Here is a 14,490-nt window from a genome sequence, read left to right on the forward strand (position 1 = left end):
AACCACGTCGACCGGGAGACCACCGGTCGACGAGGGGAGGGGTCGCGTGCGCCAGTCACCCGGGGGCACCCTCGCCGAAAAGATCAACAGACTCTTCGAGGTCGTCCGACGGCCCGACCGTGAGCAGTACCGCAACGACGAGGTCGCCGCCGCCTGCCGCGAGGCGACCGGAGAGAGCTTCTCCGCCACCTACCTGTGGCAGTTGCGCAACGGTCGCCGGGACAACCCGACCAAGCGCCACCTGGAGGCCCTGGCCCAGTTCTTCCAGGTCCCGACCGCGTACTTCTTCGACGACGAGCAGAGCGCCCGGATCGCCGGTGAGCTGGAACTGCTCGGCGCGCTGCGGGACAGCGCGGTCCGGCAGATCGCGCTCCGGGCGGTCACCCTCTCGCCGGAAGGGCTGGACACCATCAGCGACATGATCGAAGCTATCGGTCGGCGGGAGGCGAGCCGGAACACCACGTCCGGTGTGGACCGCCCGGATCGCGGCGAACGGCAGGGCAAGAGCGGGGCGTGATGGCGGTCGACCGGAGCATGTGGCGCCGGTGCCGGCGGATCGTCGACGGGTTGACGATTCCGACACCCTTCGAGCCGGCCCGCTTCGTCGCGGCCCTCGCCCGGCAGCGGGGCCGGCCGGTCGAACTGGTGCCGATGCCCGGCGGCGCCACCCAGTGCGGCGCCCTGATCGCCACCGACCAGGCCGACTACCTCTTCTACGCCACCAGCACCACCCGGCTGCACCGCGAGCACATCCTGCTGCACGAGGTCGGTCACCTGCTCTGCGGCCACGTCGGCGACCGCGCCCTGGCCGCCCTGCCCGACCTGCTGCTGCCGAACCTCTCCGCCGACCTGGTGCGTCGGGTGCTCGGCCGCTCCGACTACTCCGCCCAGCAGGAGCAGGAAGCCGAACTGGTCGCCTCGATGATCTCCCAGCGCGCCCGGCGCGACCCGTCCGGGCGGGCCGGGCCGGTCACCCCCGAGGTCGCCGACGGCCTGGCCCGCCTCGGCTCGATCTTCGACGCGGGCTGACCGTCGGCGGGCGTACCCATGCTGAACTGGCTCAACTTCTGCGCCCTGGCCCTCGCCGTGGTGGTCGCCACCTACAAGCTCCTGCGGGGACGCGGCGCCCGTCAGGCCGCCGGCACCCGCTACCTCTCCGGGTTCTTCCTCTGCATCGGTCTCGGCCTGGCGTTGATGGCGCCCCCGGTGCTGATCGCGATCAGCCACGTCGAGCCGGTGCCGAACCTGGGCCGGCTGCTCGGCAACAGCCTGGAGATGCTCGCCGCGTACTTCCTCGGCGCGCTCGGCCAGAGCATCGCCCGCCCGGCCGGCATTCCACGCTGGCTGCGCCGTTACGGCCTCCTGCTGGCCGCCGCGGTGACCCTGATGGGGACGCTGCTCGTCGTCGCCGACACCACGTTCACGCTGAACTTCGTCAACGCGTACTCCCGCGAACCCCTGGTGGTCGGCTACCTCGTCACGTTCTTCTGCTACATCGCCGTCTGCCTGGCCGCCTTCATCGCCAGCGTGGGCGGCTACCTGCGGCACGTGCAGGCCGGGCTGTTCCGGGTCGGGTTGTGCTTCGTCGTCGCCGGGGCCGGGCTCGGCATCGTCTGGGCGGCCTGGTCCGGGGTACGCCCGGTGCTCGTCCTGGTCACCGGCCGGTCGCTGGCCACCCCGCTGCCGGTGGGGGCCACCCTCGGCTCGATCTGCATGCTGCTCTGGCTGGTCGGGGCGACCCTGACCAGGTGGAACGACCGGCTCACCGCGCCACTGCGCTGGGTGCCCGCCTGGTGGCGGCTGCGCCGGATCGACCCGCTCTGGCAGGCGGTCCGGGCCGAGCTGCCGCAGATCGCCCTGCACACCAGCGGTGGCTGGCCGCTGGCCGACGCGGAGTTCGCGCTCTACCGGCGGGTGATCGAGATCCGCGACGCGCAACTGACCCTGCGCCCGTACGCGCACCCGGACGTCCCCCGCTGGGTCGGCCCGGATGCGGATCCGGCCACCCTGGAGGCGGCGCTGATCGCCGCCGCGCTGGTCGGCCACGCGCACGGTCGCCACTACCGCGCCGAGCACCCGTTCCAGGACGTGGCCGCCTCGGTGGCCTCGGAGAGCGCCTGGCTGGCCCGGGTCGCCCGGCAGTTCGCCCGCGCCGACGCGGTACAGCGGGCCCGCTGGCACGCCACCCTGGCGGCCACCACCGACCCCGACCCGCACCCCACCGGCACCGTCGGGCCGGACCGGGGCGGCACCTGACCCGGCCCGTACGCCGACGGGTCAGCGGGGCGGGTTCATCGGGGCGCCCACGTCCGGGTCGTTGGTGTGGGTCAGGTACGCGGTCTCCGGCAGCCCACCGCCGGCCGGTCGGTCCGCCTCGGCGGTCGCCGGGTCGATCTCGCGCAGCACCTGGGTACCCCAGCCGGGCCCGTTCCAGGAGTTGCCCGCCTCGTCGACCCCGTCCACCAGGACCCGCTGCTCGTCGTTGCCGAGGGCCACGTTGTCCCGGACCGTCGACGGGGAGGCGAAGGCGAAGCCGTGCCCGGCGTTGCGGAACGCGGTGTTCCGGGTGATCCGGTGCGCGCCACCCGTCCCGCTGTCGGTGAAGCCGTGCCCGTGGTTCTTCCAGGCGGCGCTGCGGGTCACCACGTGGGCGGTGGCGGCGTCGCCCAGGTCGAAACCGTGCCCGGAACCGGGCTCCCCGGGCGCCTCCGCCCGCCGCCCGCCGTTGCCGTACGACCAGGTGGCGTCGATGGTGACCGGGTCGGTGAAGCCGTCGACGACCAGCCCGTCGTCGACGTTGCCGAAGGTACGGCAGCCCCGTACGACGTTGCCCCGGCCGGAGCCGGCGCCGAAGGTCAACCCGTCGGCCTCCCGGCGGGCCGGGTCCGCGTTGTCGAAGAAGTCGCTGTCGAGCACCTGGTTGTCGCTGGTGCCCCGGCCCCGCAGGGTGAGCCCGGTGCCCCCGTTGTCGTGGATCCGCAGGTCCCGCAGGACCGTGTGCCGGCACGACTGGCAGACGTACGCCTCCCCCGGGGCCCCGCTGACGTCGAGCCCCCGTACCGTCCAGTGGCTGGCCCGGTGGGTGATGTACGGCCGCCCGGCCGGCACCCCGCTCGCGTCGATGGTCGGCCGCTCGCCGGGGTAGTTGGTCAGGGTGATCCGCCGTGCCGCCGTACCGTTGGTGGTGATCTCCACCGGCCGGGTGGCCCGGTGCACCCCGTCGCGCAGGTAGATGGTCTGCCCCGGTCGCGCGGCGGCGACCGCCCGGTGCACGGTGGCGTACGGTTCCGCCTCGGTGCCGGCGGCGGCGTCGTCGCCGTCCGGGGCGACGAAGAGCTCCGTGGGTACCGCCGTCGGGGGCGCGCTGCCCGGTGGCGTGGGCGCGGTCGCCGCCGGGCTGGGCCCGGCGGCCGGCGCGGTCACCGGCGGCGGGGGCGGTTGGGCCAGCGGTTCGTCACCGTCGGAGGGCAGGAGCAGGCCGGTCGAGAGCACGGCCACCGCGCCGACGACCGGGGTGGCGACCAGGGCGGCCGGCTTGCCGACGACGTACTCCGCCAGCCGACGGAAGACGGTGACCAGCGGGGCGGCGAGGAACGCCAGCACCTTCCCCACCACCGGCGCCGCGACGCCCGCGGCGAGCAGGTCGGACAGGGGCAGGGCGGGCGCGGCGAGCAGCCCGATGCTGACCACGTGGTGCTCGGTGGGCGCCTGGGCCGCGCCGAGCGCGCCGCAGGCGGGGCAGGCACGGACGTGCCGGGCCAGCTTGCGGAACCAGTACGGGTTGGCGCTGCCGTCCCAGCCCGCCCCGGCCCGGCTGAGGCCGGGACAGCGGGCCGGCTGCCGCAACGCCTGCAACACGGTGCGGGCCAGCAGCACCTGGCCCTTCATCCGCTGGATCCGGACCCCGGCGTGCGCGACGGTGACGCCCAGCGCCTCGGCCAGCTCGGCGCGGGTCAGGGTGCCGTTCAACTCCTGCCACCACAGGGCGAGCACCTGGCGTTCGTCGGGGTTCAGCCAGCGGACGGCGGCCAGCAGGTCCTGTCGCTGCGCCTCGTGGGCGGCGTGGGCCACGACGTCGGCGGCGACGTCGGTCTCGGGGTCCGGGGTCTCGGTGTACTCCGCCAGCGGCGTCTGCTGTCGCAGGGTGACCTGCCGGACCCGCATCCGGTCCTTGATCTGCCGGATGGTGATGCTGATCAGCCAGGCCCGGAACCGCGTCGGGTCCCGCAGGTCGCCCAGCCGTTGGACGACCCGCAACATGGTCTCCTGGACCACGTCGTCCACGTCGGCGCGTTCGGGCAGGGCCCGGCCGGCGACGTTGTGCACCAGGGGCAGGTGGGTGGCGACCAGTTCCGCGAGCGCCCGCTGGTCGCCCGCCTGCGCGGCCTGTACCAGGTCGGCGTCCATCGTCGTCTCCACGCCGTACCACCCTTCGGGATCGCGCCGAGCCTAGTCGGGGTCGACCGCCACCGGGCCCGAAAAAACTCATCGAAGTTCTGTTATGCCCATGACGGTAATCCGTCTGTAACCCCGACGGGTAGCGCCATCCACCCGCGACGCACCGATCACCACCATCACCACCGCGTCCCGAGGAGAGCTTCAGACATGCAGGGGAGCAGGAAAGCCAGGATCTGGCGTGCCGGCCTGGTCGCGTCCACGACCGCCGCGCTGGTCGCCACCGGAGCCGTGCTGGCGGTCTCCGCCCAGGCCGCCGCCGGGTGCCGGGTCGACTACCGGGTGAGCAGCAGTTGGGGCGGGGGTTTCACCGCCGACGTGACGGTCACCAACCTGGGTGACGCGGTCAACGGCTGGCGGCTGACCTGGACGTTCACCGGCGGCCAGCAGGTGAACCAGGCATGGAACGCCACCATCCCGAGCGGCACCTCGGCCATCACCGCGACGAACGTGTCCTACAACGCGTCGATCCCGACCAACGGAACGGTGAACTTCGGCTTCAACGGTTCGCAGGGCGGCAGCAACCCGAACCCCACGAACTTCGCCCTCAACGGTACGGCCTGCACCGGGTCGGTCGGCCCGACCACCGGCGCGCCCACCACCCCGCCGAACCCGACCACTCCGCCGCCGACCACCCCGCCGCCGACCACCGGACCGAGCGTGCCGTACTCGAACACGGCGGACGGGTTCGCCGGGGCGGCCGGGACCACCGGGGGCGCGGGCGGGACCACGGTCACCGTCTCCAACCAGGCCGACCTGGAACGGTACGCCTCGGCCAGCGCCGCGCACACCATCCGGGTGAACACCGCGATCACGATCCGCCCCTACGGCAAGGAGATCCCGATCGCCTCGAACAAGACCGTCGTCGGCGTCGGCACCAGCGGCCAGATCGTCAACGGCGGGTTCTTCCTCGGCGCCGGGACCAGCAACGTCATCATCCGCAACCTCACCATCCGCGACACCCGGATGGCCGAGGACGACCCGGACGACAAGGACTTCGACTACGACGGCATCCAGATGGACACCGCCAACCGGATCTGGATCGACCACAACCACATCACCCGGATGAACGACGGCGCCATCGACAGCCGCAAGGACACCACCAACCTGACCGTGTCCTGGAACATCATCTCCGAGGCCAACAAGACCTTCGGGATCGGCTGGACCGAGAACGTCACGTCCCGCATGACCATCCACCACAACTGGTTCCGCGACGTGAACTCCCGCGTCCCCAGCACCGACAACGTCGCCTACGCCCACCTCTACAACAACTACCTCCAGAACGCCCGCTCGGGGAACCACTCCCGGGGCACCACGAAGATGGTCCTGGAGAACAGCTACTTCGACCGGGTCACCAACCCCTACTACCGCGACTCCGGGGCGGAACTGCGCCAGAGCGGCAACGTCGTGGTCAACAGCAGCGGCCGCCGCGAGTCCAGCGGCTCCGCGTTCAACCCCGCCAGCTTCTACCCCTACACCCTCCACCCCGCCGCCGACGTCCCCGCCCTCCTGCGCACCCACGCCGGTCCCCAGGCCACCATCGGCCAGTAACACCGGCACCAGAACGGGTACGGCGGGGACCGGCCAGTCCGGGGGTCTGGTCCCCGCCGTACCGCCCCTCCGGTGGTGGGCCGGAGTGGGCGGGGGTGACGCGTCGCGCGTCACCCCCGCCACCCGTTCGTCGTGGCTAGGTCCGCCAGGTGTCGGTGAGGGTGAGGTTGCCGCTGGCGGGCACGGTGGCCCGGCGGTTGCCGCCGCCCTCCCAGGTCACCCCGCCGCCGGCGTCCCTGCGGAGGTACTTGTACTCGACGGTGGCCCCGGCGGGCAGCCCGAGGGTGGCCTGCCACTGCGGGTAGCTCGCCGGGTCCAGGGCACGGGCGTTGGCCGGGTTCCACGATCCCAGGCTCGGGTGGTCACCGGTGACGAAGACGTTCTGCCCCCACGAGGTGGTGGCGGTGACCGTGAACCGCACGTCGGTGACCCCGGAGCCCGGCGGACTGGTGGTCGGGCCGGTGGTCGGCTGGCCGGTGGCGCCGACGTACAGGGCCACCGCGTCGTTCGACGGGACGGTCGCGGTGAACCGGCCCGACCCGTCGACGGTGTACGTGGTGCCGGTGCAGCCGCCACCCGGGGTCGGGTCGCCGTGCTGGACGTCGCAGTAGGTGCCGGCCGGCAGGGAGGTCTGGAAGGTGCGGGTCAGCGCGCCACCCTCCTTGTTGATGGCGACGAAGGCGCGGTTGCCCCGACCGAAGGCGATCTGGTTGTTGCCGTTGTCCCACCAGTTCGTCACGCCGGTGCCCCGGGCGGCGTTGCGGAAGCCGACCATGTTGGCGATCTGCGGCCAGGCGTGCTGACACTTCCACCCGTCGGCGTAGCAGGCGTTGACCGTGCCGCCGTTGGGCGGGCCGGCGTCGTGGTTGCCGAACTCGTACCCGGAGTGCACGTGCGGGGTGCCGTACGGCCAGGCCAGCATGAAGACGCTGGCCAGGGTGTAGGCGGCACCGTTCTTGTAGTTCAGGGTCTCCCCGTTGCGCTCGGTGTCGTGGTTGTCCACGAAGACCCCGGCCTTGCCGCTGGACAGGTAACCCCAGCTCTCGCCGAAGGTGTTCAGGTGGGACAGCCGTTCGTTCAGGAAGATCCGCTTGAGGTCGCGGGCGTACCGGAACTCCTGGACGTCCCCGGTGCCGAGGTACTCGCCGGGCTGCACCGCCTCACCGGCGCCGTAGATGACCTCCTGGATCCAGTACGCGTTCGGGTTGCTCATCCGGGCGCGGATGGCGGCCAGGTCACCGGCGGCCATGTGCTTGGCGGCGTCGATGCGGAACCCGTCGACGCCGAGGGAGAGCAGGTCGTTGAGGTACCCCGCGATCCGGCCCCGGACGTAGTCGGAGCCGGTGTTCAGGTCGGAGAGCCCGACCAGTTCGCACTCCTGCACGTCGTACCGGTTGCGGTAGTCGTTGATCGAGCTGCGGCAGGAGTGGAAGTCCTGCACCTGGTAGACGCCGGGGTAGTTGTACTTGCTGTAGGTGGTGCCCCCGGTCCCGGTGCCGGAGCCGGCGCTCATGTGGTTGATCACCGCGTCGACGATGACCTTCACGCCGGCGCCGTGGCAGGCGTTCACCATCGACCGGAACGCGGCCCGGTCCCCGAGGCGCCCGGCGATCTGGTAGCTGACCGGCTGGTACGAGGTCCACCACTGGCCGCCCTGGATGTGTTCCTGCGGTGGGGAGACCTGGACGAAGCCGTACCCCTTCGGGCCGAGGGTGTCCCGGCAGGCGCGGGCGATGGAGTCGAAACGCCACTCGAACAGCACGGCGGTGACGTCCTTGTCGCCGGCCGGTGCGGCCTGGGCGGCGGTGGTGGTGGGTGCGCCGCCGGTGACGAGGGTGGCGGCGAGGGCGGTGACGGTGGCGGCGAGCAGGCCGACGCCGAGGCGCCAGCGGCGGTGCGGGGACGGTTCGGGCAACACCGGTTCTCCTCCGGGTGGTACGGACGGGACGGGGTGTCGGCTGCCACGCTCCGCCGCGTGGGGCGGCGGACCGTGCCGGGTGCGGAAAGAGTTGCAGCAACTTTTTTGAAACTTGCCGGAAACTCTTGCGAAGCAAGTTACGTCCGTCACTTCGTCCACGTCAAGGCCCGGCCGTCGGTGAACCGCCGGACGCGGAACGGGCCGCGATCGACGATCGATCGCGGCCCGTTCGTGGCCGGAGGTCCGCGCCGGGCGCGGGACCGGGCTCAGGAGAGGGTGCCGGTGACGCTGCTCCCCGACTTGGTGACGTGGTACGTGACCGTCGCGCCGCTCCAGAAGTGGAAGGTGAGGGTCACCCGGGCGCCGTCGTTGACCTCGCCGAAGAAGGTCTCGGTGAGCTTGATGGTGTTCCCGGTGTAGTCGGGGGCGAAGGTGACGTCGAACTCCTTGAACGACGTCCAGTTGTGCGGGCCGGCGTTGCTGCCGTCGGCGTACTTCGCCTCCATGGTGGCGAGCTGGTCACCACGGAACTGGGTCGGGATGGCGAACGAGGCCGTCGTCCCGGTGGCGTTCGACAGCACCGGCGGGTCGTGGCTGATGATGTCGATCCGCCACGGCACCCCGGTGGAGAACCGCGCCTGGAGGCTGGCGTTCACGCCGTACGCCCGGTTGCCGACCAGTCGGGTCAGCGCGCTGGCGGTGAGCGTGAGCTGGCTGCCGGAGACGGTGTAGTCGGTGCCCTGCACCAGGTTGGTGGTGCCCTGACGGAGCCCCTGGAAGGTGGTGCCGTTCAGGTTCAGGGTCAGCGACTTGGCGGTGATCGCCCCGGTCCGGGGCACGTACACCTGGTCGGACGATGCGGTGCCGGAACGGGTGGTCCAGCTCGACTTGATCTGGGCCCACAGCTCCGGGTCCCGCCACTGGAAGGTGGTCCGGTTGAAGTGCTGCCCGTTGTCCCAGAGCTGGGTGGTGAGCTGCCGCTGCTTGGCGTAGTGCCCGAGGAACTCGAAGAACTTGAGCTTCTCGCCCTGCTGGATGGTGCCGGTGTGCCGGTCGAAGCCGAGCAGGCCGTACTCCCCGACGATCACCGGGATGTTCCGGGTGACGAAGGTGTTGTACACCCGGTCGAACTGGTCGGTCAGGTCCTTCTGGGTGGTGGCGTCGAAGCGGGTGCCCCCGGCGACGTTCACGCTGAAGGGCCAGTACCCGTAGAAGTGCACGGTGGCGATCAGGTTGCGGTCGTTGAGCTGGTTGATGGTGGCCAGCAGCTCGTCGGCGCGGGCCTGGTCGGTCTGGGTGTACACGGTCGGCAGGACCAGCATCCGGGTGGCGTTGGTACCCCCGGAGGCCCGCACGATCCGGTGGAAGGAGGTGTTCAGCTCGTTCAGCAACTGGGCGTTCTGGGCGTCACCGGAGCTGTTGGCGAACTGCGGCTCGTTGACGCTCTCGAACTGCAGCTTCGGCGAGTGGTCCTTGAACGCGGCGGCGATCTGGGTCCAGAGCGCGTTGTACCGGTTGAGGACGTTGGTCCGGTCGGTCGGCATGGTGTTGATCCACTGCCACGAGTCGTGGTGCAGGTTGATCATCACGTAGAAGCCGTCGTCGAGCGCCCAGCCGACGACCTCCTTGATCCGGTTCAGCCACGCCGGGTCGATCGTGTACGTCGGGGCCGGCCCGTGGTGGTTGCTCCAGGTGATCGGGATCCGGATGCTGTTGAAGCCCTGGGCGCGGATGTTGTCGAGCTGCGCCTGGGTGACCCGGGGGTTGCCCCACGCCGTCTCGTCGGCGCCGACCGCGTCGAAGGTGTTGCCGAGGTTCCAGCCGGGCTGCATGGCGGCGACGTAGGCCATCGGGTCACCGGCCGGCGGCGGGGTGGTCGGCGGCGGGGTGGTGACCGGCGGGGTGGTCGGCGGCGTGGTGGGCGGGGTGGTGGGGCCGACGCTGCCGGTGCAGGTCACGCCGTTGAGAGCGAACGACGTGGGGGCGTTGTTGGCGCCCGTCCAGGAGCCGTTGAAGCCGAACGACGCGGTGCCGTTGGTGCCGATCGCGGCGTTGTAGCCCACGTTGGTGGCGGTGACGCTCGCGCCGCTGGCGGTGACGGTGGCGTTCCACGCCTGCGACACCTGCTGGCCGGAGGGGAAAGCCCAGGTCAGGCGCCATCCGTTGACCGGGTCACCGAGGTTGGTCACGGTCACGTTCGCGGTGAAGCCACCGGGCCACTGGTTGGTGGAGTAGTCCACCTTGCAGCCGGCCGCCGCGTGCGCGCTGACCGCGAACGTCATGCCGAGGCTGACCAGCAGCATGGTGAGCGCCCCGGTGAACATGCCGAGCCGCCATCGGGTCCTTCGTGTCGTGCCTCGTGTACCGGCCATGACGCTCCTCGCCTGGATTTCCGCTGGGACGGGTTGCGGCAGGCGCCACCGCGAACGCGGCCGGCGCCCGATCGGGAACCGCAGATTAAGTTGGGATGACAAACTTTGTCAATCGGCGTAACCCTATATACGCAGGAGAAACAGCTCTGGTGTGGAATGTCGCTCAGGACAGCACGAGCTGGGCAACCACCAGCACGGCCACCACGTCGAGTCCACGCAGGACCTGACCCAACAGGCCGACCGGGATCATCCCGAACGGGGTGTCCACCACCGCCGTGTCGTAGTCCATCCGCCGCCGGGTGGCGACCCGGTGCACGGCGACGACGACACCGGCCACCAGGATCGCGTCCAGCCAGCCCGGGTGCGCCCCACCGACGGGCAGCGTCGCCAGCCACCACAGCACCGCCCCCACCGCCGGCACGACGACGTGCGCCACCTGGTTGCCGCCGTCACCGCCGCCCAGCACCCGCCGCAGGCCGGGCGAGCGGCTCACCGACCGCAGGCCGCCGGCCCACCGCTCGGCGGCCAGGTACGCCCCGACCACCTGCGCCGACCCGGCGACCGACGGCACCGCCACGGCCACGGCGTACTGCACCAGGATCAGCGCCGCCCAGGCGGCGACCGCGCTCGGGTGCCGGCCGAGCCGGCGTACCTCCGCCTGGAGCAGCACCCACCAGCGGCGACCGGCGCGGAACGGGCGGCTGTGGACCCGGCCCACCCCACGCCACCGGCGGCTCTCCACCACCGCGGCGAGCAGGCTCGGGTCCAGCATCACCGCCGCCGTGGCCGCCGCGTTGGCGAACTGGGCCCCGGTGGTCAGCGCCGCCCGGTCCACCCGGGGCAACGCCCGGACCGCCCGCACGGTGAGCACCACCGCCAGCGGCAACCCCACCACGACCACCACCCCGACCAGCCAGGCCCCCGGCCGGCCGAGCCGGCCGCCCGCGAAGTGACTGACGACGACGCCGACCGTCAGCAGCGCGCCACCCATGACCAGCCCCGCCCCGAGCAGCCGGGGCCAGCGCGCGGTGGCCCGGCTGGCCTGGGCGAGCACGGCCGCCGCCAGCGCCGCCGTCGCCCACCCGCCGCCGGCCAGCGCCGCCACGGCGAGGTCGCCGCCGGCGTCGGCCCGCACGACGAACGCGATCCCCACGCCGAGCAGGGCACCCCCGACGCCCGCCGCACCGAGCAGGACGACGAAACGCGGCAGCAGCCAGCCCCGCCGGTCGACCGGGGAACCCGCCGCCCAGCTCTGCGCCGCCGCGCTGACCAGCAACGGACCCACCGCGCGCAGCGCCCGCCAACCGAGCCCGGCGACGGCCAGCAGGGCGGCCACCGCGATCCAGTACCGCTCGCCGGGGTCGGCCGCCCCACCGGCCGGGGAGCCCAGGTACGCGCGCAGGTTGCTGACCAGCGCCCAGCCGTACATGGCGACGAAGAGAACCACCAGGTACACGTCGGTGAGCAGGTCACCGAGACCCTGGCGGTGGTGCCGGCGGCGGGCCCGCCGCAGCCGGGCACGGAGCTGTCGGGCGGTCGGCACGTCCGGCGGCGTCGCCGTCCGGTCGGGGGTGGCGGCGCTGGTCATCCCCCGAGCTCGATCCGGCTGTCGGCGACCGCGTCGATCAACTCGGCGTCGTGCGAGGCCATCAGCACGGCGGTACCCGTGGCCCGCTCGTCGCGCAGCCGGTCGGCCAACCAGGCCCGGCCCCGGACGTCGAGCCGCTGCTCCGGCTCGTCGAGGACGAGCAGCCGGCGCGGGCGGACGAAACAGGACGCCAGCGCGAGGCGGCGTCGCTGGCCACTGGAGAGGGTGGCGGGCAACTGGCCGCGGGCCCGGTCCAGCCCCAACTCGGTCAGCACCTCGGCGACCGGCCCGACCGGCCCGCCGTGCGCGTAGGCGAGCAGTTCGAGGTGCTCCACCACGGAGAGGTCCGGAAAGAAGTCGATGTCGTCGAGCGCGGCGGCGACGAAGGAGCGGACCCAGGCGTCGGTCTCGTACGCCCGCCGGCCGTCCACCAGCACCTCGCCGTCGTCCGGCCGGTCGGCGCCGACGACGCAGCGCAGCAGGGTGGTCTTACCCGAACCGTTCGGCCCCGCCACGACGGCGATCCGGCCCGCCGGGACGGTGAAGCTGACGTCGTCGAGCACGACCAGGTTGCCGAACCGCCGGCACAGTCCCCGTACCGTGAGTGTGTCCACGAGGCACCACTCTGCCACCCGCGCCCGGGTCGACCGGCCGCGTGTCGACCAGCCGGTGCGCCGCCCCGCGAGCCCGGGTCGACGCCGGCCACCACGACCGGGAACCCGGTGGCCCCGGCCGGGGGCTCAGCCGGCCAGCGCCCGGTTCAGCAGCTCCAGCAGCCCGTGGCCGTCCTCGATCCGGGCGTCCGGGGCCACCTCCGGCACCGGCCGCTCCCGGTCGGTACGCGGGGAGCGCATCAACACCGCCGCGGCGACACCGGCCCGCCGGGCGCAGACGACGTCCCGCTGCACGCTGTCCCCGACGAACCAGCAGTCGCCGACCGGCACCCCGACCGCGCGGGCGGCCAACCGGGCCAGCTCCGGATTCGGCTTCCGGGGCCCCGCCTCGTCGCTGTAGAACTGCGCCGTGAAGAGGTCGGCCAGCCCCGCCTGGGCGAGGAAGTCCCGGTGCGCCGCCCCGCAGAGGGTGTTGCTGACCACCGCCAACGGCAGGCCGGCGGCCACCGCCGCCCGCAGCGCCGCCGGGATCCCCGGCCGCACGGCCCACGCCGCCCGCCAGGTCAGCGCGTACGCCAACGGGCTGGCCTCCCGCTGCACCGCCTCCCGGGCGGCCGGCGGCCAGCCGGCGGTGACGAAGTCCCGCCACATCTGCGCGTGCCCCACCTCGACGGAGGACCTGGTGTTGCCGGCCCCGTCCCGCCACGCCGCGTACGCCCGGCTGCCCGCGCCCAGGTCCCCGGCGATCCGGTCGGCGGGAACCGCCCCACCGGTCACCTCGTACAGCCGCGCGACCAGCTCGGGCGGCGCGGGCGGCTGCGTCGGCGCGTCCGCGAGGACACCACCGAAGTCCAGCAGGAGGGCGCGGGGCGCGGGAAGCATGGCTGCCATCCTGCCGTACCCGCGCCCTCCGGGGTGAGCGCCGGTCAGGCCGGCGCGACCGGACGCGCCCGGGACCGCTCGGCCCGCCGCCGGATCCGGCTGTACGCGCTGGTCAACCCCATCGCCCGGCGGACCTCCAGCAGGGTCTGCCGGACCTGCGCGCGGGTCCGCTCGGTGCCCTCGACGATCAACTGGTCGACCAGCCCGGGGTCGGCCTCGTACCGGGCCCGGCGCTCCCGGATCGGATCGAGGTACCGGTTCAGCGCCGTCGCCAGCTTCTCCTTGACCTCGACGTCACCGACCTGACCGGCCTGGTAGCGCCGCTTGAGCTCGGCCACCTCGGCCTGGTCGGCGTTGAACAGGTCGTGGTACGCGAACACCGGGTTGCCCGCCACGGAACCCGGCACGTCGGCCCGGACCCGGTTCGGGTCGGTGTACATGCCCCGCACCTTGCGACGCACCTCGGCCGGGGAGTCGGCGAGCGCGATGGCGTTGCCCCGGCTCTTGCTCATCTTGCCCCGGCCGTCCGTGCCGACCAGGGTCGGCGTCGGCGAGCTGATCAGCTCCGGGACCGGGAAGACCTCCCCGTAGAGGTGGTTGAAGCGGCGGGCGATCTCCCGGGTCACCTCGACGTGGGCGGCGTTGTCCCGGCCGACCGGGACCACCTGCCCCTTCACGCACAGGATGTCGGCGGCCTGGAGCACCGGGTACCCGAGCAGCCCGTACGGCATCTCCTCCTTGCCGGCGTCGCGGGCCATCTCCTTCAGCGACGGGACCCGCTCCAACCTCGGCACCGTGACCAGGTTCTGCAGCAGCGTGTTCAGGTCACCGACCTCGGGTACGGCGGACTGGAGGTAGAACGTCGCCCGCTGCGGCTCCACCCCGGCGGCCAGGACGTCGGTGACCATCTCCCGGGCGTTGTCGGCCACCCGCTCGATGTCCTCGCGGGTGTTCTTCGTGGTGAGCATGTGCAGGTCGGCGATGATGAAGAAGCTCTCGTACCGGTGGTGCAGCCGGACCCGGTTGGCGATGCTGCCGACCAGGTGACCGAGGTGCAACCGCCCGGTCGGGCGGTCTCCGGTGAGCATGCGTGCGACGGACATGGCGGGA

Annotated in this window: 11 protein-coding genes; 4 read left to right on the forward strand and 7 right to left on the reverse strand. The window is 72.5% G+C overall.

What is annotated here, in order from left to right:
* The first annotated feature begins 46 nt into the window (after positions 1-46).
* From ACQUFX_RS27650 to ACQUFX_RS27660, 3 genes are read left to right on the forward strand one after another with little or no spacing between them, the layout of a single operon-like run.
* On the forward strand, positions 47-517 hold the full coding sequence (locus ACQUFX_RS27650; RefSeq protein ID WP_428963148.1) for an XRE family transcriptional regulator: 471 nt from the start codon (positions 47-49) through the stop codon (positions 515-517).
* A gap of 50 nt (positions 518-567) precedes the next feature.
* Positions 568-1,029 (forward strand): hypothetical protein, encoded by a 462-nt coding sequence (locus tag ACQUFX_RS27655; RefSeq protein WP_428963149.1) that lies wholly within the window; start codon positions 568-570, stop codon positions 1,027-1,029.
* 18 nt (positions 1,030-1,047) lie between these two features.
* Positions 1,048-2,256, forward strand: coding sequence for an MAB_1171c family putative transporter (locus ACQUFX_RS27660; protein WP_428963150.1), 1,209 nt, complete (start codon positions 1,048-1,050; stop codon positions 2,254-2,256).
* 21 nt (positions 2,257-2,277) lie between these two features.
* Here ACQUFX_RS27660 and ACQUFX_RS27665 read toward each other — a convergent pair whose 3' ends face one another.
* A complete protein-coding gene (locus ACQUFX_RS27665; RefSeq protein ID WP_428963151.1) occupies positions 2,278-4,419 on the reverse strand; it encodes a sigma-70 family RNA polymerase sigma factor in 2,142 nt (713 codons plus the stop codon).
* A 186-nt stretch (positions 4,420-4,605) separates the two neighbouring features.
* On the opposite strand from ACQUFX_RS27665, the gene ACQUFX_RS27670 reads away from it, so the two are divergent.
* Entirely contained in the window at positions 4,606-6,006 is a 1,401-nt protein-coding gene (locus ACQUFX_RS27670) for a cellulose binding domain-containing protein (RefSeq protein WP_428963152.1), read from the forward strand.
* 136 nt (positions 6,007-6,142) lie between these two features.
* On the opposite strand, the gene ACQUFX_RS27675 is transcribed toward ACQUFX_RS27670, so the two are convergent.
* From ACQUFX_RS27675 to trpS, 6 genes are all read right to left on the reverse strand, one after another.
* Positions 6,143-7,924, reverse strand: a complete 1,782-nt coding sequence (locus tag ACQUFX_RS27675; protein WP_428963153.1) for a carbohydrate-binding module family 20 domain-containing protein — start codon at positions 7,922-7,924, stop codon at positions 6,143-6,145.
* A gap of 266 nt (positions 7,925-8,190) precedes the next feature.
* Positions 8,191-10,248: a cellulase family glycosylhydrolase gene (locus ACQUFX_RS27680; protein WP_428967101.1), complete on the reverse strand. Its 2,058-nt coding sequence runs from the start codon at positions 10,246-10,248 to the stop codon at positions 8,191-8,193.
* 211 nt (positions 10,249-10,459) lie between these two features.
* Positions 10,460-11,884, reverse strand: a complete 1,425-nt coding sequence (locus tag ACQUFX_RS27685; RefSeq protein ID WP_428963154.1) for a DUF6297 family protein — start codon at positions 11,882-11,884, stop codon at positions 10,460-10,462.
* A complete protein-coding gene (locus ACQUFX_RS27690) occupies positions 11,881-12,498 on the reverse strand; it encodes an ABC transporter ATP-binding protein (RefSeq protein ID WP_428963155.1) in 618 nt (205 codons plus the stop codon). The genes ACQUFX_RS27685 and ACQUFX_RS27690 overlap by 4 nt, the downstream gene beginning before the upstream one ends.
* 126 nt (positions 12,499-12,624) lie before the next feature.
* Positions 12,625-13,380: an HAD family hydrolase gene (locus ACQUFX_RS27695; protein ID WP_428963156.1), complete on the reverse strand. Its 756-nt coding sequence runs from the start codon at positions 13,378-13,380 to the stop codon at positions 12,625-12,627.
* A gap of 44 nt (positions 13,381-13,424) precedes the next feature.
* Positions 13,425-14,483, reverse strand: coding sequence for a tryptophan--tRNA ligase (gene trpS, locus ACQUFX_RS27700; protein ID WP_428963157.1), 1,059 nt, complete (start codon positions 14,481-14,483; stop codon positions 13,425-13,427).
* Positions 14,484-14,490 lie beyond the last annotated feature (7 nt).

The sequence above is a fragment of the Micromonospora fluostatini genome, assembly GCF_050410825.1.
In the GTDB taxonomy this organism is placed as follows: domain Bacteria; phylum Actinomycetota; class Actinomycetes; order Mycobacteriales; family Micromonosporaceae; genus Micromonospora; species Micromonospora rosaria.